This window comes from Burkholderia guangdongensis (genome assembly GCF_013403875.1).
Taxonomy (GTDB): Bacteria; Pseudomonadota; Gammaproteobacteria; order Burkholderiales; family Burkholderiaceae; genus Burkholderia; species Burkholderia guangdongensis.
In genome coordinates this window covers 56,517-74,816 of record NZ_JACBNX010000010.1, presented here as the reverse complement: position 1 = coordinate 74,816, position 18,300 = coordinate 56,517, and the positions used below count along the sequence as shown (strand labels likewise).

General features: G+C 67.6%; 16 protein-coding genes and 1 pseudogene. 11 read left to right on the top strand and 6 right to left on the bottom strand.

Annotated elements, in window-relative coordinates:
- Positions 1–177: 177 nt before the first annotated feature.
- Both HZI36_RS11540 and HZI36_RS11535 read left to right on the top strand, forming a co-directional pair.
- Positions 178–1,509: an MFS transporter gene (locus HZI36_RS11540; protein ID WP_343050114.1), complete on the top strand. Its 1,332-nt coding sequence runs from the start codon at positions 178–180 to the stop codon at positions 1,507–1,509.
- A gap of 60 nt (positions 1,510–1,569) precedes the next feature.
- Positions 1,570–2,388 (top strand): IclR family transcriptional regulator, encoded by an 819-nt coding sequence (locus HZI36_RS11535; protein ID WP_179402779.1) that lies wholly within the window; start codon positions 1,570–1,572, stop codon positions 2,386–2,388.
- Positions 2,389–2,391: 3 nt separating this feature from the next.
- Here the strand turns inward: HZI36_RS11535 and HZI36_RS11530 are convergent, their stop codons facing one another.
- A complete protein-coding gene (locus tag HZI36_RS11530; RefSeq protein WP_179402778.1) occupies positions 2,392–3,627 on the bottom strand; it encodes an MFS transporter in 1,236 nt (411 codons plus the stop codon).
- Positions 3,627–4,160: a MarR family transcriptional regulator gene (locus HZI36_RS11525; RefSeq protein WP_179402777.1), complete on the bottom strand. Its 534-nt coding sequence runs from the start codon at positions 4,158–4,160 to the stop codon at positions 3,627–3,629. The genes HZI36_RS11530 and HZI36_RS11525 overlap by 1 nt, the downstream gene beginning before the upstream one ends.
- A gap of 245 nt (positions 4,161–4,405) precedes the next feature.
- Here HZI36_RS11525 and HZI36_RS11520 point away from each other — a divergent pair, with 245 nt between their 5' ends.
- The 6 genes from HZI36_RS11520 to HZI36_RS11495 all read left to right on the top strand — a co-directional run bounded on the left by HZI36_RS11520 (position 4,406) and on the right by HZI36_RS11495 (position 11,074).
- Positions 4,406–5,110 (top strand): YceH family protein, encoded by a 705-nt coding sequence (locus HZI36_RS11520; RefSeq protein ID WP_179402776.1) that lies wholly within the window; start codon positions 4,406–4,408, stop codon positions 5,108–5,110.
- A gap of 46 nt (positions 5,111–5,156) precedes the next feature.
- A complete protein-coding gene (locus HZI36_RS11515) occupies positions 5,157–6,275 on the top strand; it encodes a 3-deoxy-7-phosphoheptulonate synthase (RefSeq protein WP_281376269.1) in 1,119 nt (372 codons plus the stop codon).
- A 470-nt stretch (positions 6,276–6,745) separates the two neighbouring features.
- Positions 6,746–8,824 (top strand): carbon starvation CstA family protein, encoded by a 2,079-nt coding sequence (locus tag HZI36_RS11510; protein WP_179402775.1) that lies wholly within the window; start codon positions 6,746–6,748, stop codon positions 8,822–8,824.
- Between the two features lie 15 nt (positions 8,825–8,839).
- Positions 8,840–9,046, top strand: coding sequence for a YbdD/YjiX family protein (locus HZI36_RS11505; protein ID WP_179402774.1), 207 nt, complete (start codon positions 8,840–8,842; stop codon positions 9,044–9,046).
- 122 nt (positions 9,047–9,168) lie between these two features.
- The gene (locus HZI36_RS11500) at positions 9,169–10,626 is read left to right on the top strand and encodes an NCS1 family nucleobase:cation symporter-1 (protein WP_179402773.1); all 1,458 of its coding nucleotides are present in this window, start codon (positions 9,169–9,171) and stop codon (positions 10,624–10,626) included.
- 88 nt (positions 10,627–10,714) lie between these two features.
- Positions 10,715–11,074, top strand: a complete 360-nt coding sequence (locus HZI36_RS11495) for a DOPA 4,5-dioxygenase family protein (RefSeq protein ID WP_179402772.1) — start codon at positions 10,715–10,717, stop codon at positions 11,072–11,074.
- A 98-nt stretch (positions 11,075–11,172) separates the two neighbouring features.
- Here HZI36_RS11495 and hpnH read toward each other — a convergent pair whose 3' ends face one another.
- Together hpnH and ispH are read right to left on the bottom strand one after the other, a co-directional pair.
- Complete coding sequence (gene hpnH / locus HZI36_RS11490) at positions 11,173–12,333, bottom strand: adenosyl-hopene transferase HpnH (RefSeq protein WP_179402771.1); 1,161 nt, start codon at positions 12,331–12,333, stop codon at positions 11,173–11,175.
- A gap of 12 nt (positions 12,334–12,345) precedes the next feature.
- A complete protein-coding gene (gene ispH / locus HZI36_RS11485; protein ID WP_179402770.1) occupies positions 12,346–13,287 on the bottom strand; it encodes a 4-hydroxy-3-methylbut-2-enyl diphosphate reductase in 942 nt (313 codons plus the stop codon).
- A 458-nt stretch (positions 13,288–13,745) separates the two neighbouring features.
- Between ispH and HZI36_RS11480 the strand changes: the two genes are divergently transcribed.
- On the top strand, positions 13,746–14,936 hold the full coding sequence (locus HZI36_RS11480) for a glycosyltransferase (protein WP_179402769.1): 1,191 nt from the start codon (positions 13,746–13,748) through the stop codon (positions 14,934–14,936).
- A 49-nt stretch (positions 14,937–14,985) separates the two neighbouring features.
- On the opposite strand, the pseudogene HZI36_RS27495 reads toward HZI36_RS11480, so the two are convergent.
- A pseudogene (locus HZI36_RS27495) lies at positions 14,986–15,696 on the bottom strand (RNA-binding protein); the annotation flags it as partial.
- 221 nt (positions 15,697–15,917) lie between these two features.
- Entirely contained in the window at positions 15,918–16,925 is a 1,008-nt protein-coding gene (gene hpnA, locus HZI36_RS11470) for a hopanoid-associated sugar epimerase (protein ID WP_179402768.1), read from the bottom strand.
- Positions 16,926–17,066: 141 nt separating this feature from the next.
- Here hpnA and HZI36_RS11465 point away from each other — a divergent pair, with 141 nt between their 5' ends.
- On the top strand, positions 17,067–17,363 hold the full coding sequence (locus tag HZI36_RS11465; RefSeq protein WP_179402767.1) for an acylphosphatase: 297 nt from the start codon (positions 17,067–17,069) through the stop codon (positions 17,361–17,363).
- A 7-nt stretch (positions 17,364–17,370) separates the two neighbouring features.
- The gene (gene rarD, locus HZI36_RS11460; RefSeq protein WP_179402766.1) at positions 17,371–18,267 is read left to right on the top strand and encodes an EamA family transporter RarD; all 897 of its coding nucleotides are present in this window, start codon (positions 17,371–17,373) and stop codon (positions 18,265–18,267) included.
- Positions 18,268–18,300 lie beyond the last annotated feature (33 nt).

Here is an 18,300-nt window from a genome sequence, read left to right as displayed (position 1 = left end):
CACCTATGGTTATTTGTTCATTGGGTGGAAAAATCATAGGGTCAAGCGTCGCAGCCCGGCAAGCGCAAAATTTAATCGTCAGACCTTGACGTCGCTTTTTGGCCACCGCACCATTTTCCTCTGGTGGTGTATATGACCACCTATGGTCATAAGTCACCCCAACCTGAGAGACCTCGAATGTCCGCTGCCAAACCCACGCGCGTGCGCTTCCTGATGCTGTGGCTCGTGTTCATCGGAACCGTGATCAACTACGTCGACCGCGCGAACCTGTCCGTCGCGGTGCCGCTGCTCAAGCACGAGTTCTCGCTCGGCCCGGTCGAGATCGGCGTGCTGTTCTCCGCGTACTCGTGGACCTACGTGCTCGCGAACATTCCGGGCGGCTGGATCGTCGACCGCTTCGGGTCGCGCGTGATGTATGCGCTCGCGTTGCTGTTCTGGTCGACGTTCACGGTGCTGCAGGGCTTCGCGGGCCGCTTCGCGACGATCTTCGGGCTGCGGCTCGGCGTCGGCGTCGCGGAGGCGCCGACGTTTCCGATCAACAACCGCGTCGTGTCGATCTGGTTCGCGCAGCGCGAGCGCGGCAGCGCGACGAGCTTCTATCTGGTCGGCCAGTACATCGGGATGGCGGCGCTCACGCCGGGCCTGTACTGGATCGAGCACGCGTTCGGCTGGCGCGCGATCTTCTGGGCGACGGGGCTCGCGGGTGTCGTCTGGGCGGGTGTCTGGTATCTGCTCTATCGGGATCCGGAAGCGTGCCGCTGGGTCAACGAAGCCGAGCTGCGGCACATCCGCACCGGCGGCGCACTCGTCGGCGATGCGAAGGACGCGGCGGCCAGCCACAGCTTCCCGTGGCGCAAGCTCGCGATCGTGTTCCGCAACCGTCAGATCATTGCGATCTGCGTCGGCAAGTTCGCGTCGCTGTCTTCGCTGTACTTCTTCCTCACGTGGTTCCCGAGCTACCTGATCAGCGAGCGCCACATGACCGTGCTGAAGGCGGGCAGCGCGTCGGCGGTGCCGTTCGTCGCGGCGTCGATCGGCGTGCTCGCGGGCGGCGCGCTGTCCGACTGGCTGCTGCGTCGAGGCGCGAGCGTCGGCACCGCGCGCAAGACGCCGATCATCACCGGCCTGCTGCTCGTGCCGACGATGACCCTCGCGCTGCTGACGAACACGAACTGGGTCGTGATCGCGATCATGTCGTTCGCGTTCTTCGCGCAGGGCGTCGCGTCGGCGTCGTGGTCGCTGATCGGCGACATCGCGCCGAAGAGCATGATCGGCTTCACCGGCGGCGCGGTGAATTTCGCGGGCAATCTGTCGGGTATCGTGACGCCGATCGCGATCGGCTTTATCCTTCGCGAGACCGGTTCGTTCGGCTGGGCGCTCGGGCTCATCAGCCTGTTCGCGGTGCTCGGCGCGCTGTCGTATACGTTCCTGCTCGGCGAGGTGAAGCGCATCGAGATCGACGACGATGCCGATATGCCGCCGAGCGGCGCCGCGGCACGATCGGCCTGATGCGGGACCGGGCGCATCGAGCCCGTTATTATCGTCACCCCGGTCCTCACCTCGATTTCCATGTCCGAATCCGAAGACAGCGCCCTCGACGCCGCCGATCCGTACCTCGTCCCCGCGCTCGAGCGCGGCTTGCGGATTCTCGAACTGTTCAGCCACCACGATCCGGTACTCACGCCGAACGTGATTTCGCAGCGCCTCGGCCTGCCGCGCACGACCGCGATCCGGCTCGTGCAGACGCTGACGACGCTCGGCTATCTCGAGCGCGCGAACCGCGACCGCGATTTCCGGCTCGGCCCGCGCGTGATGAAGCTCGGCTTCGAATACCTGAGCTCGCTCGCGATCACCGACATCGGCACGCCGGTGATCGAGCGGCTGCGCGACGAGACCGGCTATGCGAGCCATCTCGTCGTGCGTGACGGGCGCGACGTCGTGTTCGTCGCGAAGGCGTGGACGCGCGACTCCACGCTGAGCACGATCAAGGTCAACGTCGGCACGCGGATTCCGGCGCATGCGTCGGTGCACGGGCACGTGCTGCTCGGCGATCTGAGCGAGACGGAGCTTGCCGCGCTGTTCCCGGAGTCGATGCTGCCGACCTATACGCCTCACACGCCGCGCACGGCGAAGGAAGTCTACGAACGCGCGCAGAAGTACGTGGCCGAAGGCTGCGCGGTCAGCGAATCGTCGTTCGAGCCGGGCATCTCGGTGATCAGCGCGCCGGTGCGCGACTGTTCGCGGATGATTGTCGCCGCGGTGACGCTGACCGTCGCGCGGCCGTTCCTCGAAAAGGCGATGGTCGATCAGGGGCTCGTGCGGCAGGTTCGGGACGCGGCGGACGATCTGTCGCGGCGGCTCAACTACTACCCGGACGAGCCGAAGTAAGCGTCAGCGCGTGACCGTGGCGCGGCGGCCGGATCGATCGCGGGGCGTCCGCCGCCGGCTGCTTCGGGCGCGCGCGGCGAACCCATGCCGCAGGCCGAACGCATACGCGCACGACGTCGCGCAGACGAAAGCGATCAGCCACATCAGCGCGTTCGCGCCGAAGCGCAGCATCGCGTGCGACGCGACGAACGGGCCTGCGATCGAGCCGAGCGTGAAGACGATCGAGATCGCGCGCATCAGGCGATCGAGGTGCGCGCGCGGCGCGGCCGCGACCGTGATGCACGCGAGCGTCAGCAGCGCGTGATTCGCGAGACCGAGCACGAACATCGCCGGAACCGCGACGCCGATGCTGCCGGCGGCGAGCGCGAGCGCCAGGCCCGCTGCGGCGCCGGCCAGCGCGCATCCGGCCGTCACGGTCGGCACGCCGATCCGGTCGACGGCCCAGCCGACCGGATATTGGCCAACGGTGCTGCCGAGCCCGAACACGGTCAGCAGCATCGCGCAGCTCGTCGCGTCGATGCCGTTGCCTTCGCCGAATTTGACCGCGAGACCGAAGATCGCACCGTCGCCGATGCCCGCCGCCGCGGCCACGACCCAGCCGAGGCCGATCGATGCGCATGCGTGCGATGACATTTCCGCCGGATCGCCCGCGTTGCCGTGCGTTGGCGTGGCGAGGCGATCGAGCCGCGCGGATGCCGCGAGCAGCGGCAGGCCGGCCGCCGCCGTGACGGCCGCGCCGATCCACAGCGCCGCCGCGTGCGCGGTCGCGCCGCGAATCGCGATCGCGGGCCCGAGCATCCCGGCCAGCGCGATCAGCGTTTCGTGCGCGCCGACGATGCGCCCGCTCGCTTCCTCCGGCACGAGCCGGAACAGCCAGGTCTCGTTCGCGATCCAGCGCACGCCGACGCCGAAGCCCGACAGCAGCGCCGGCAGCACCAGCGCCGGCCAGTCGAGCGCCGCGATCGTGCCGAACGCGGCGAGCGTCGCGAGCAGGCCGATGCCGACCGCGACGCGCGGGCCGCCACGCCGCGCGAGCGCCGGCGCGACGACGATGCCGGCGAGCATGCCCGTCCATTGCAGCGCCGCGAAGTCGCCGAGCCGGACGACGCCGAGCCCGCGATGCGACAGCCACAGCGGAATGACCGCGAAGCCGATCCCGAACTGCCCGAGCTGCGACAGCAGCGAGACGGCGTTCAGCGCGACGATCGAACGCCAGCGCGCGTCGAGTCTCGCGATCATCACGCGGCGCCGTCCGGCATCGGCAGCCCTTCCTCGCGGCACTCGACCGGGCAGCCGGCCGCGAGGCAGGGCTTGTCGTCGCACAGGCGGCACAGCTGCATCGCGTGCGCCGGGTCGCGCGTTTCGTGCCACAGGATCTTGACGAGCAGCGCGTCGAGCTGCGCGCGTTCGGTTTCGTCGAGATGGCCGGTCAGGCGTTTGAGCATGCGGTCGCGATGCGCGAGCGTGCGGTTCGCGGCGGCCCGGCCGGCCGGCGTCAGCGTCAGCGACACCGCGCGCCGGTCCGCGCTCGCCTGCTTCCTGACGAGCGCCGCATCGACGAGGCCGCCGACCGCGCGGACCGCCGCCGGATGGGACAGATCGACGGCCGTGCGCAACTGCTCGATCGTGCAGCCGGGATACATGCCGACCGCGTTCAGCATCGCGCGGGCGGTGAAGCCGAGGGTATCGGCGTCGCTCTGATCCGCGGACTGCAATTCGTCGACGATCAGCAGCGCAAGCACGCCCAGCAGGTTCTCGGGACGATCGGTCACGTGTCACTCCATATATATGCACGATGCATATATGCAGAGTAGACATATTTTGCGAATCGTCAAGGCTGCTTGAGTCATTTGAGTCATTTGAGTCGTTTGGGTCGTTTTAGCCGGCATGCCCGTGCCCGGATTGTGCCCGGACTACCGACCGCGGTCGCGGCGGCTTATCATATGCGCTCCGTCGCGCGCCGCCCGCCGGCCCGCGATCCGGTTCGACCCCGAACGCAACACCCCGCGACGCCACCATGAACGCCACGCCCGACGCACCTCCGCCGTCCTCGTCCCTTCGCCCGCTGACGCCGCTCGAAGCACGCGTGCTCGGCGTGCTCGTCGAAAAGCAGCACACGGTGCCGGATACCTATCCGCTGTCGCTGAACGCGCTGACCGCCGGTTGCAACCAGAAGACCGCGCGCGCGCCGGTGATGAGCGCCACCGAGTCCGACGTGCAGACGGCCGTCGACGGCCTGAAGCGGCTAAGCCTCGTGATGGAGGGCAGCAGCAGCCGCGTGACGCGCTTCGAGCACAACATGACCCGCGTGCTCGGCATTCCGAGCCAGGCGGGCGCGCTGCTGACGATCATGCTGTTGCGCGGTGCGCAGACGGCCGCGGAGCTGCGGATGAACGCCTCGCGCCTGCACGGTTTCGCGGACAACTCGTCGGTCGAGGCATTCCTCGACGAGCTTGCCGCGCGCACGCCGCCGCTCGTCGTCAGACTGCCGCGCGCGGCCGGCGAGCGCGAGAATCGCTGGGTGCATCTGATGTGCGGCGACGTCGACGTCGACGAGCTGGCCGCCGCGCGCGACACCGGTGACGATTCGGTGCCGTTCGCGGAGCTCGACGCGCTGAGGGCCGAGCAGAAGCGTCTTGCCGGCGAGGTGACGCGGCTGTGCGCGCTCGTCGAGCGGATGGCGGCCGAGCTTGGCATGTCGATCGATCCGCCGCAGGATTGAGCCCCGTCCCTTTACCCCATTCGCCCACGCATCCCCGGAGATTCCGATGAAAAACCTCGACAACCCTTCGCACGATCGCGAGGTGGGCGTTGCCGACGAGACGCAGGACACGATGCGCATCGACGACGTGCGCATCGGCGCGGTGCGCCCGCTGATTTCGCCGGCGCTGCTGCAGGACGAGCTGCCGGTGCCGTCCGGCGTACAGACGCTCGTCGAGAACACGCGCGCGGCGATCGGCGACATCCTGCACGGCCGTGACGACCGGCTCGTGATCGTCGTCGGCCCGTGCTCGATCCACGATCACGATCAGGCGCTCGACTACGCGCGGCGCCTGAAGGCCGCCGCCGACGCGCTGAAGGACGATCTGCTGATCGTGATGCGCGTGTACTTCGAGAAGCCGCGCACGACGGTCGGCTGGAAGGGCTACATCAACGATCCGCGTCTCGACGGCAGCTTCCGGATCAACGAGGGGCTGCACGCCGCGCGCCAGCTTCTGCTCGATGTGAACGCGCTTGGCCTGCCCGCCGCGACCGAATTCCTCGACCTGCTGAGCCCGCAGTACATCGCGGACCTGATCGCGTGGGGCGCGATCGGCGCACGCACGACCGAGAGCCAGAGCCATCGGCAGCTCGCGTCGGGGCTCTCGTGCCCGATCGGCTTCAAGAACGGCACCGACGGCGGCGTGCAGATCGCGGCGGACGCAATCGTCGCCGCGCGCGCGAGCCACGCGTTCATGGGGATGACGAAGATGGGGATGGCCGCGATTTTCGAGACGCGCGGCAACGACGACGCGCACGTGATCCTGCGCGGCGGCAAGCATGGCACGAACTACGACAGCGCGAGCATCGACGCGTGCTGCGCGGTGCTGAACAAGGCCGGGCTGCGCGAGCAGGTGATGGTCGACTGCTCGCATGCGAACTCGAACAAGTCGCACGAGCGGCAGATCGACGTTGCCGACGACCTCGCGCGGCAGCTGTCGGCCGGCGACCGGCGGATCGTCGGCGTGATGATCGAAAGCCATCTCGAGGCGGGCCGCCAGGATCTGAAGCCTGGCGTGCCGCTGCAGTACGGCGTGTCGATCACCGACGCATGCCTGAGCTGGGCGCAGACCGAGCCCGTGCTCGACACGCTCGCGCAGGCGGTGCGCAAGCGGCGGGGGGCGTGAATTGCGGTGTCGATGAAGGGCGGTTCATTTCGAGCCGCCCGATCAGGCGCGGTCATTCTTCCGCGCGATTGAAATCAATAAAATTCCCACTGTTACTCTATTCCCCCGTCTCGAATGCTTATGGGCCATATCGAGTACTGTGCAATGCCGCGTTATCGGGGCGAGTGGATTGCATATGCTCAGCGTGTGATCCTGGCATGTCTATAAGACTGGTCTGAAAATCGGCTATCGCAAAAATAAAACTTATCGCAGAACTTCGCGGAGCAGGCGGTTCCCACACTGATGTCCGATTTAGCGGCAGCCGACACAACAATTCCCCGATGATAAATAGTTTCGCGCACGGGTGTATTTCTAGCTACTCCGCTTAGGCGGTCATGCACTTGTAAGCCAGGCGCAAAACACGGAATATACGTGTCCAGTGTGCCGCTCCATGATGGTGGCGCACGACGCGTTGCCGACAAGGAGACTTTATGAATCGGACTTCCAGTTTTCTGATCTGGATCGCGGTCGCGCTGCTCGGCGCATTCGCATTCGGCACGATCGCGCTCGCGCACGGCGAGCGAGTCAGCGCACTCTGGATCGTGATCGCCGCCGTTTGCGTGTATCTGATCGCATATCGCTTCTACGGCCGCTTCATCGCGAGCAAGGTCGTGCAGCTCGACGGGCTGCGGATGACGCCGGCCGTGCGCCACAACGACGGCCTCGACTACGTGCCGACCAACAAGTACGTGCTGTTCGGCCATCACTTCGCGGCGATCGCGGGCGCCGGGCCGCTCGTCGGCCCGGTGCTCGCCGCGCAGATGGGCTACACGCCCGGGATGCTGTGGATTCTCGCGGGCGTCGTGTTCGCGGGCGCGGTGCAGGACTTCATCGTGCTGTTCATCTCGACGCGCCGCGACGGCCGCTCGCTCGGCGATCTCGTGAAGATGGAGCTCGGCACGGTGCCGGGCGTGATCGCGCTGTTCGGCACGTTCCTGATCATGGTGATCATCCTCGCGGTGCTCGCGCTGATCGTCGTGAAGGCGCTGACCGATTCGCCGTGGGGCACCTTCACGGTCGCCGCGACGATTCCGATCGCGCTGTTCATGGGGATTTATACGCGCTACGTGCGGCCCGGCCGGATCGGCGAGGTGTCGATCATCGGCTTCGTGCTGCTGATGGGCGCGATCGCGTTCGGCCAGTCCGTGCACGATTCGCCGACGCTCGCCGCGTGGTTCACGTTCAGCGGCACGCAGCTCACGTGGATCCTGATCGGCTACGGCTTCGTCGCGTCGGTGCTGCCGGTGTGGCTGCTGCTCGCGCCGCGCGACTACCTGTCGACGTTCCTGAAGATCGGCACCATCCTCGGCCTCGCGATCGGCATCCTGATCGTCGCGCCGGAACTGAAGATGCCCGCGCTGACGAAGTTCGCCGACGGCACCGGCCCGGTCTGGTCCGGCAACCTGTTCCCGTTCCTGTTCATCACGATCGCGTGCGGCGCGGTGTCGGGCTTCCACGCGCTGATCTCGTCGGGCACGACGCCGAAGCTGCTCGACAACGAGATCAACATGCGCTTCATCGGCTACGGCGCGATGCTGATGGAATCGTTCGTCGCGATCATGGCGCTCGTCGCCGCGTGCGTGATCGAGCCCGGCGTGTACTTCGCGATGAACGCGCCGGCCGCGGTGCTCGGCTCGACGCCGGACGCGGTCGCGCACACGGTCACGCAGTGGGGCTTCGTGCTGACGCCGGAGATGCTGACGCAAACGGCGAAGGCGGTCGGCGAGACGACGATCGTCGCGCGCGCCGGCGGCGCGCCGACGCTGGCGGTCGGGATGGCGCAGATCCTGCACCAGGTGATCGGTGGCCAGGCGATGATGGCGTTCTGGTATCACTTCGCGATCCTGTTCGAGGCGCTGTTCATCCTGACGGCGGTCGACGCGGGCACGCGCGCGGGCCGCTTCATGCTGCAGGATCTGCTCGGCACGTTCCATCCGGCGCTCAAGCGCACCGAGTCGCTGCCGGCGAACCTGACCGCGACCGCGCTGTGCGTCGCCGCGTGGGGGTACTTCCTGTATCAGGGCGTCGTCGATCCGCTCGGCGGCATCAACACGCTGTGGCCGTTGTTCGGGATCTCGAACCAGATGCTCGCGGCGATCGCGCTGGTGCTCGGCACCGTCGTGCTGTTCAAGATGAAGCGCGAACGCTACGCGTGGGTGACGATCGTGCCGACCGCGTGGCTGCTGATCTGCACGCTGGCCGCGGGCTGGCAGAAGGTGTTCGATTCGAATCCGAAGGTCAGCTTTCTCGCGCACGCGGCGAAGCTGCAGGCGGCGGCCGATGCGGGCACGGTGCTCGCGCCGGCGAAGTCGCTCGCGCAGATGCAGCGCGTGATTTTCAACGATTACGTCGACGCCGCGCTCGCGATGCTGTTCATCGCGGTCGTGCTGAGCATTGCGGTCTACGGCGTGCTCGCGGTGCTGCGCGCGCGCCGCGACGCGAAGCCGACCGTGCGCGAGACGCCATACGAGCCGCTGCCGGCCGCGCAGGCGCTCGGCAGCGGACGCTGACCGGGGGGGGCCGCGATGTTCTCCGATCTCGGCGGCGAATTGCGCAACGCGGGGCGCTATCTCGGGCAGGCGTTGCGGATGATGGTCGGCCTGCCCGACTACGACACGTATGTCGCGCATATGCGCGCGACGCATCCGGACCGGCCGGTGATGACTTATGAGGAATTCTTCCGCGAGCGTCAGAACGCGCGGTATGGGGCGGGGGCGGGGAAGTGCTGTTGACGCCGTGGGGTACTCGCTCGACGAAATGCAGGTGTGGGGGTCATAAGCATCTCGACCCGGGTTAACCCCTGCGGAACTGTTCGACAAAGTACGTACAGTTCTTGCATCAAAGGAGATGACAGATGGAAACCCGCACCCCTTCCCCCGGCCTCCACAACGAAGATCTCGCGCCCGCCACGGAGCGCAACTGGGGCGCCTTCAGCATTTTCAACGTCTGGACCTCGGACGTGCACAGCCTCTGGGGCTACTACCTCGCCGCGAGCCTGTTCCTGCTGTGCGGCAGCTTTATCAACTTCGTTCTGGCGATCGGGCTCGGCTCGCTGGTGATCTTCGCGCTGATGAACCTGATCGGTTTCGCCGGCGAGCGGACCGGCGTGCCGTACCCGGTGCTGGCGCGCGCCTCCTTCGGCGTGTGGGGCGCCAACCTGGCGGCGCTGGTGCGCGCCGTCGTCGCCTGCTTCTGGTACGGCGCGCAGACGGCAGCGGCGTCGGGCGCGCTGGTCGCGCTGCTGATCCGCAGCGACACGCTGATGGCGTTCCACCAGGGCACGCACTTCCTCGGTCACTCGGGGCTGGAAGTGATCTGCTACGTGATCATCTGGGCATTGCAGTTGCTCATCATCCAGAAGGGCATGGAGACGGTGCGCAAATTCCAGGACTGGGCCGGTCCGGCGGTGTGGGTCGCGATGCTGATTCTGGCGATCGGTCTGTGCGTCAAGGCCGGCGGCTTCTCGTTCAGCCACGGCATTCCGATGAACCTGCTGCTCGAGAAGACCAAGGACGCCGGTGTCAGCGGCGAGCCCGGCTCGTTCTGGGCGCTGATGGCCGTCGGGGCGACCTGGATCACGTACTTCGCGGCGCTGTACCTGAACTTTTGCGACTTCTCGCGCTACGCGAAGAACCGCGACGCCGTGAAGAAAGGCAATCTGTGGGGCCTGCCGGTCAACCTGATCGCGTTCTCGCTGGTCGCCGGCGTCACCACCATCGCCGCCTTCAAGGTGTACGGCGAAGTGCTGCTGCACCCCGAGCAGATCTCGGCCAAGTTCGACAGCTGGATATTGGCACTCGTCGCGGCGCTGACGTTCGCGGTCGCCACGCTGGGCATCAACGTGGTGGCCAATTTCGTGTCGGCGTCATTCGACATCTCCAACGTGTTCCCGAAGCACATCAGCTTCAAGAAGGGCGGCTACATCGCCGCGGCCATCGCGCTGGTGCTCTACCCGTTCGCGCCGTGGGAAGGCAATGCCGCGCACTTCGTCAACGCGATCGGCGCGACGATGGGCCCGCTGCTGGGGATCATCCTGGTGGACTACTATCTGGTGGCCAAGGGCAACATCAATGTCGCGGCGCTCTATCAGGAGCACGGCGAGTACCGCTACGAAGGCGGCTGGAACGTCAACGCGCTGGTCTCCGCGGCGGTCGGCAGCGTGTTTTCGACCTTCCTGCCCAACCTCACCAACCTGCTGCCGGCGTGGTGGAATACCTATGGCTGGTTCTTCGGCGTGGTGACCGGCGGCGGCACGTACCTGATCATGGCGACGTTGCGGCCGCGTGCCGCGATCGCACCGACCCGCGCTTGATGCCGCGCTTGATGCCGCGACGCGTGATAATGGCGGGTGCCGTCGGTTGCGATGACGCGCGTTATGTTTTCATCGACAGAGAATCGTCATGTCCCTCCTCAACGTTTCTTCCATCGAAAGCTGGCATGCCCACATCTACTTCGACGCCGCGAACCGCGACGCGGCGTGGGCATTCCGTCTCGCCGTCGAGCAGCGGTTCGGCTCGCACGTGCAGATCGGGCGCTTCCATGAACGCCCGGTCGGGCCGCATCCGGCGTGGTCGTCGCAGATCGCGTTCGATGCGAAGCACTTCGCGGAGGTCGTGCCGTGGCTCGTGTTGAATCACGGCGCGCTCGATCTGTTCGTGCATCCGAATACCGGCGACGAACTCAGGGATCATCGCGATTCGGCGATGTGGATCGGGCGGTCGTATACGCTGGATCTCGCGGCGCTGGCGAACGGCGGGTGATCGGGGCGCGGCGATCGGCCTGACCGTGACGTTGCCGATCCGCCCGCCGCGCCCGCCGGCTTAGTCCACCGCCGCCGGCTTAGGCCGCCGCCGCCGGCTTAGGCCGCCGCCGCCGGCTTCGCCGTCTTCTGCAGCTTGCCCTTGCCGGCCCGCTGAATTTCCTCGAGCTTGATCTCGACGTGCCGCGAGAACACGTACTCGGCCGGGCGTTGCTTGTCGATCGGAATGTCCGGCGCGAACGGGCCGTCGGTCTTCACGCCCTTCATGCTGACCTTCAGCGCCTTCAGCGGACTCGAAATGGTATCCATCACCGCCGTCGCCTCGAAGCCGCAGTGGACCATGCAGTCCGCGCACTTCTCGTAGTTGCCGACGCCGTAGTTGTCCCAGTCGGTCGTCTCCATCAGTTCCTTGAAGGTCTTCACGTAACCTTCGCCGACCAGATAGCACGGCTTCTGCCAGCCGAACACCGTGCGCGCCGGGTTGCCCCACGGCGTGCACTTGTACGTCTGGTTGCCGGCCAGGAAGTCGAGGAACAGCGACGACTGGCTGAACGACCAGCGCTTGCCGCCTTCGCCGCGCTTCAGGATCTCGCGGAACAGGTTCTTCGTCTTGTCGCGGTTCAGGAAGTGCTGCTGGTCCGGCGCGCGCTCGTACGCGTAGCCCGGCGACACCGTGATCCCGTCGACGCCGATCGGCCCCAGCGTGTCGAAGAACTTCGCGACGCGCTCCGGAACCGCATCGTTGAACAGCGTGCAGTTGATGTTCACGCGGAAGCCGCGGCGCTTCGCTTCCTTGATCGCCGCGACCGCCTTCTCGTACACGCCATCCTGCGACACCGAGTGATCGTGCATCTGCTGATCGCCGTCGAGGTGGACCGACCACACGAAGTACGGGCTCGGCTGGTAGTCGTCCATCTTCTTTTCCATCAGCAGCGCGTTCGTGCACAGATACACGAAACGCTTGCGCTTGATGATTTCCTGGACGATTTCCGGCATCTCGCGATGCAGCAGCGGCTCGCCGCCGGCGATCGACACGACCGGCGCGCCGCATTCCTCGACGGCCTCGATGCATTCCTCGACCGACAGGCGCTGGTTCAGGATCGGATCCGGATAGTCGATCTTGCCGCAGCCGTTGCACGCGAGGTTGCAGCGGAACAGCGGCTCGAGCATCAGCGCGAGCGGATAGCGTTTGTTGCCGGAAAAGTGCTGGCGCATGATGTACGCGCCGACACGGGCTTGTTGGAGCAGCGGAATAGACAAGAGTTGTCCTCCTTAAACTTCGCGGGCGACAGCTTGGGTGAGCTTCGCCGGCAGCTTGAATTCGACTTTTTCTTCACGGCCCGTCATCGTCGTGACCTCGACGGGCCCCAGCGCGCGCAGCGCGCCGATCACATCCTCGACCATCTCTTCGGGCGCCGACGCGCCGGCCGTGAGGCCGACCGTTTGCGCGTTCGCGAACCATTCGGCCTTCACTTCCGAGCCGTCCGCGACCAGATAGCTCGGCACGCCGCTTTCGGTGCCGATCTCGCGCAGCCGGTTCGAGTTCGAACTGTTCGTCGCGCCGACGACGAGCAGCACGTCGACCTGCTCGCTCAGCTCGCGCACCGCGGCCTGCCGGTTCTGCGTCGCATAGCAGATGTCGCGCGTGTCCGGCCCGACGATGTCGGTGAAGCGGCGGTGCAGCGCGTCGATGATCCCGCGCGTGTCGTCGACCGACAGCGTCGTCTGCGTGACGTATGCAACCGGCGTGTCGGCCGGCAGCGTCAGTTGCTCGACCTCGGCTTCGCTCTGCACGAGCAGCACGTCGCCCGGAATCTGGCCGATCGTGCCTTCGACCTCCGGATGCCCGGCATGGCCGATCAGGATCAGCCGGCGGCCGGCGGCGACGTACTGGCGCCCCTGCACGTGCACCTTCGTGACGAGCGGGCAGGTGGCGTCGAGCACGTCGAGGCCGCGCGCCTGCGCGTCGTGTTCGACCGACTGCGCCACGCCGTGCGCGCTGAAAATCGCCACCGCGCCGTGAGGCACCTCGTCGAGTTCCTCAACGAATCGAGCCCCTTTATCACGCAGATTGTCGACGACGTGCCGGTTATGCACGATCTCGTGGCGTACATAAACCGGCGCGCCATGCTGTTGCAGCGCGCGGTCGACGATCTCGATCGCGCGTACAACGCCCGCGCAAAACCCGCGGGGCTGGGCAAGGATGACTCGCATGTTTGAGCGAACTCCGGCAACGGATGCGGAGATCGACGAGGCCGGCAAGCCGGCCCGGTCGCCCCGGCTTCGAAATGGTGAATGCAGGAACGGCCCCGGCACCCCGAATAGATCGCGCATTTTAACCCTATCGGCCCGGGCTTGCTTTGGCGCTGTTTCGTTATGTTGCAATTGGTGCGACGGCCTGCTGTGGCGGCCCGCTGTGGTGGCCCGGCGCGGCGGGTTGGCGCAACTCGACGCCCGCGTTCGCGGAACCCAGTAAACTACGCGATTCCGTCGTCATTGCCTTTCGTTTTCCTGACGATGCGCTCGACGGCGTGCATTTCCAAAGGCCCCATTTCGATGAACCTCGATCATTCCGCGCACTCCGAGCACGGCGCTACGCGGCGCTCGCTCCATCGTTCCCCGATTGATTCCCACGCAGCCCGCGCGAACGGCGCGCGGCAGGAGGCGCGTCGATGATGCTCATCGGGGTGTTTCTGCTGTCCTGCCTGTCGCTCTGGATCTGGATCGGGCTGCTCGTCGCGCGCGGCGGCTTCTGGCGCGCGATGCCCGCGCGGCCGCTGCCGCCCGGCGCGCGCGGCGACGCGGCCGCGGCCGGCTGGCCCGCGGTCGTCGCGGTCGTGCCGGCCCGCAACGAGGCCGACGTGATCGGCCGCGCGGCGACGTCGCTGCTCGAGCAGGACTATGCGGGCCCGTTTCATCTGATCATTGTCGACGACCACAGTACCGACGGCACCGCCGACGCCGCGCGCGCGGCCGCGCTCGAGATCGGCCGCGCGGATCGCCTGACCGTGCTGGCCGCGAAGCCGCTGCCGACCGGCTGGTCGGGCAAGGTCTGGGCGCAGTCGCAGGGGATCGCGGCGGTGCGCGCGCTCGGCCTGCCGGCGGATTACCTGCTGCTGACCGACGCCGACATCGGCCATCCGCCCGACGCGGCGACGCAGCTCGTCACGCGCGCGCAGGCCGAGAACCGCGATCTCGTGTCGCTGATGGTGCGGCTGCGCTGCGATTCGTTCTGGGAAAAGGCGCTGATCCCGGCGTTCGTGTTCTTCTTCGCGAAGCTGTACCCGTTCGCTTGGGTCAACGATCCGCGCCGCCGGACCGCCGGCGCGGCAGGCGGCTGCATGCTCGTGAAGCGTGAGGCGCTCGAGGAGGCGGGCGGGATCGAATCGATCCGCGGCGCGCTGATCGACGACTGCAGCCTCGCCGCGAAGATCAAGCATCGCGGCACCGGGCGCCATCGGATCCGGCTCGATCTCGCGGCCCGCAGCGTGTCGCTGCGGCCGTACGACAGCTGGCGCGACATCTGGAACATGATCGCGCGCACCGCGTTCACGCAACTGCGCTATTCCGCGTGGCTGCTCGCCGGCACGCTGTTGTGGATGACGATCATTTATCTGGTGCCGCCGGTCGTGGCGCTCGTGTACGGCGCGCGCGCGTGGCCCGCGTGGCTCGCGTGGGCGGCGATGTGCGTCGCGTATGCGCCAATGCTGCTCTACTACCGGCGCTCGCCCGCGTGGGCGCCGGTGCTGCCGCTCGTCGCGCTGTTCTACGTCGGCGCGACGTTCGCGTCCGCGTGGCGCTACTGGCGCGGCAAGGGTGGCCAGTGGAAGGCCCGCGTGCAGGCGCCCGTGCAGGATCGCTGAGCGGGCACTCGCGCGATGCGACGCGGGCGCTGGGGCGGCGCCCCAGCGCTCACCGTTGCGTGAGCATCATGTACATCTGGATCACGACGTCCGGCGAGAACGTGAACGGCACCCAGCCGTAGCCGGTGTGTCGCGCGACCAGCAGACGGTCGCCGTTCGACTGCTTCTGCACCGCCATCATCGGATTCTTCGTCGACACGAAGCGCCAGCCCTGCGGGATGCCGGCCGGCGGTTCGGGCTGCATCGACGCGCGCGCGTGCGCGAGCTCCTCGATCAGCTGGCCGAGCTGGTGTGGATTCACCGTGATCGACTGGCCGTTGACCGTCAGCGTGAGCTCGTTCTGCGACGGGCGCGAGACTTCGAGTGTCGCTTTGTCGGCGGTGGCGGGTTCCGCGGCGGTCGCGGCGTCGGCGGCTTGCTCGGCAACGCTTGCCAGGGACGCGTCGCTCGCGGTCGGCTCCCCGGTCGCGGCTTCGCTCGGCGTAGCTGCCTCGTTCGCCGCAGCCGCTTCGTCCACTTCCGGCGTCGCGTCAGCCGTTGCCGTCGTGTTGTCGGCGGCCGGTTCGCTCGCGGCGGCGGCGATTCCTTCGGCGACGGCCGGACCGGCTTCGTCCGCCGGCGGCGTTTCAGTCTCGTCCGCCTGCGCGGAAACGGCCGTCTCGGTCACCTCGTGCGCGCGTCGTTCGGCCGCTTCGGCCCGGGCGGCGGCCGCCAGCGCGGCGGCTTCGGCGGCGTGCGCCGTGTGCTCGGCGGCGCGGGCCGCGTGGATGAGCTGATCGACACCGGCATCGAGCGTATCGATCTGATCGTTCAGATTCATGCGTGCGTTCTTCTCTTCGTAAGACCCGGGATTTTACCCGGTGCGCCGCAGCCGGTCCGACTGCGGCGTGTAACAAAATGCTGGATGCGTCGCCGCGCGCGTCGCCGCGCGCGTCGCTGAGCGCGTCGCGAGCGCATGGCCGCTCGTCTCAATCACGTCCGTCACTTCAGATACCCGGCCGCGCGGAACCAGTCGAGCGCATCGGCGAGCCCGTCGCGATAGGGCCGCGCGCGGTAGCCGAGCTCGCGTTCCGCCTTCGCCGACGTGAAGTACATCTTGTTCTTCGACATCCTGAGCCCGTCGACCGTCACGAACGGCTCGCGCTTCGTGAACTTCGCGACCGCCTCCGCGCCGAGCGCGAGCGGATAGAGCGGCCAGCGCGGCAGCGCGATCGTCGGCGGCTTGCGGCCCGTCATTTGCGCGATGTCCGCGAGCATCGTCTGCAGCGGCAGATTCTCGCCGCCGAGGATGTAGCGCTCGCCGATCCGCCCGCGCTCGAGCGCGAGGAAGTGGCCGAGCGCGACGTCGTCGACGTGCACGAGGTTCAGCCCGGTATCGACGAACGCCGGAATCTTGCCGAGCGCCGCCTCGACGATGATGCGGCCGGTCGGCGTCGGCTTCACGTCGCGCGGGCCGATCGGCGTCGACGGATTGACGATCACGGCCGGCAGCCCTTCGTCGGCGATCATCCGCTCGACCGCGCGCTCCGCGAGCACCTTGCTGCGCTTGTACACGCCGATCGCCTGGTCCGGCGCGAGCGGCGACGTTTCGTCGGCGGAAATGCCGGCGCTCGTCACCTTCAGCGTCGCGACGCTGCTCGTGTAGACGATCCGTTCGACGCCCTCCGCGCGCGCGGCGCGCATCGTCGCGAGCGCGCCCTCGAGGTTCGCGCGCTCGATCTCGAGCGGATCGGGCGCCCACAGCCGGTAGTCCGCGGCGACGTGGAACAGGTAGCGCACGCCGCGCAGCGCGGCGCGCATCGACGCCTCGTCGCGCATGTCGCCGGTGACGATCTCGGCGTCGAGGTCCGCGACGTTCGTGCGCGGGCTCGTCGCGCGCACGAGCACGCGCACCGCGAAGCCGCGCTGCTGCGCGATGCGGGCGACGGCCGAGCCGACGAAACCGGATGCGCCGGTGATCAGAACGAGATCGCGGGATGGGTCAGTCATGCGGGTCCTCATGGCCGCACGCGGGCGCGCGGCGGTTGTGCGTCGTGCGAGATTGTACGGGGGTTGGCGCTGCCCCGGCTTATCGCGCGCACCGCACGCGTCTACAATGCCGGGCTTGGACGTGGATCGACGAGGCGGGAGATGAGCGGCAACGAACTGGACGAACGGATCGAGACCTACTACGTGCGGGTGCGCGGCGTCGTGCAGGGCGTCGGCTTTCGGCACGCGACGGTGCGCGAGGCGCATGCGCTGAAGCTGCGCGGCTGGGTCGCGAACCGCGACGACGGCAGCGTCGAGGCGATGATCCAGGGCCCCGGCGCGCAGATCGACCGGATGCTCGCGTGGCTGCGGCACGGGCCGCCGTCCGCTCGCGTGACCGAGGTGACGTTCGAGGAACGGCGGACCGAAAAGCGCTTCGAGCGCTTCCAGCAACAGTGAGGGTGCGGTGACGAGCTATCCGGAGCAGGGGCGTGGGATGGCGCTGTCGGTGACGGCGTCGCTGTTGTTTACGCTGATGTCGGTCTACGCGAAGCTGCTCGCGCCGCTGACCGGGCTCGACATCTTCGCGTGGCGGGTGTTGTGGACGACGCCGGGCGCGTTCGCGCTGATCCTGCTGCGTGGCCGCTGGCCGGCGCTTGCGACGCTGCTGCGGCGCGCCGCGACCGAGCGCGAGGTGCTCGTCGCGCTGCCGGTTAGCGCCGCGCTGCTCGGCGTGCAGCTCTGGCTGTTCCTGTGGGCGCCGCTGCACGGGAAGATGCTCGACGTGTCGCTCGGCTACTTCCTGCTGCCGCTCGTGATGGTGGTCGTCGGCCGCTACTACTATCACGAGCGGCTCGATCCGCTGCAGTGGCTCGCGGTCGGCTGCGCGGCGCTCGGCGTGCTGCACGAGCTGTGGGTCACGCACGCGTTCTCGTGGCCGACGCTCGTCGCCGCGCTCGGCTATCCGCCGTATTTCGTGCTGCGGCGGCGGATCAATGCCGATTCGCTCGCGGCGTTCGCGATCGAAGTTTCGCTGCTGTGCCCGGTCGCCGCGCTGATGGTTGCGTCGAGCGACACGCGCGTCGCCGGCCATCCGCTGCTCGAGATCGTGCTGCTGCCGGGCCTCGGCGCGATCAGCACGCTCGCGCTGTCGACGTACCTGAAGGCGAGCCGGATGCTGCCGATGGCGCTGTTCGGCATTCTCGGCTACGTCGAGCCGGTGCTGCTCGTCGGGGTGTCGGTGCTGCTGCTCGGCGAGACGCTGTCGGTCCGGCAGCTCGGCACCTACGGGCCGATCTGGGTCGCGGTCGCGCTGATCGGTGCGCACAGCATGCTGACGCTGAAACGCCTGCAGTCGCGCTGATTGCCGGCGCGGCGGGCGCGCTGGTCGGGCGGA

Coding starts and splice junctions, on each gene's coding strand:
- HZI36_RS11540 (WP_343050114.1), top strand. CDS start 178: ATGTCCGCTGCCAAACCCACGCGCGTGCGCTTCCTGATGCTGTGGCTC.
- HZI36_RS11535 (WP_179402779.1), top strand. CDS start 1,570: ATGTCCGAATCCGAAGACAGCGCCCTCGACGCCGCCGATCCGTACCTC.
- HZI36_RS11530 (WP_179402778.1), bottom strand. CDS start 3,627: ATGATCGCGAGACTCGACGCGCGCTGGCGTTCGATCGTCGCGCTGAAC.
- HZI36_RS11520 (WP_179402776.1), top strand. CDS start 4,406: ATGAACGCCACGCCCGACGCACCTCCGCCGTCCTCGTCCCTTCGCCCG.
- HZI36_RS11515 (WP_281376269.1), top strand. CDS start 5,157: ATGAAAAACCTCGACAACCCTTCGCACGATCGCGAGGTGGGCGTTGCC.
- HZI36_RS11510 (WP_179402775.1), top strand. CDS start 6,746: ATGAATCGGACTTCCAGTTTTCTGATCTGGATCGCGGTCGCGCTGCTC.
- HZI36_RS11505 (WP_179402774.1), top strand. CDS start 8,840: ATGTTCTCCGATCTCGGCGGCGAATTGCGCAACGCGGGGCGCTATCTC.
- HZI36_RS11500 (WP_179402773.1), top strand. CDS start 9,169: ATGGAAACCCGCACCCCTTCCCCCGGCCTCCACAACGAAGATCTCGCG.
- HZI36_RS11495 (WP_179402772.1), top strand. CDS start 10,715: ATGTCCCTCCTCAACGTTTCTTCCATCGAAAGCTGGCATGCCCACATC.
- ispH (WP_179402770.1), bottom strand. CDS start 13,287: ATGCGAGTCATCCTTGCCCAGCCCCGCGGGTTTTGCGCGGGCGTTGTA.
- HZI36_RS11480 (WP_179402769.1), top strand. CDS start 13,746: ATGATGCTCATCGGGGTGTTTCTGCTGTCCTGCCTGTCGCTCTGGATC.
- hpnA (WP_179402768.1), bottom strand. CDS start 16,925: ATGACTGACCCATCCCGCGATCTCGTTCTGATCACCGGCGCATCCGGT.
- HZI36_RS11465 (WP_179402767.1), top strand. CDS start 17,067: ATGAGCGGCAACGAACTGGACGAACGGATCGAGACCTACTACGTGCGG.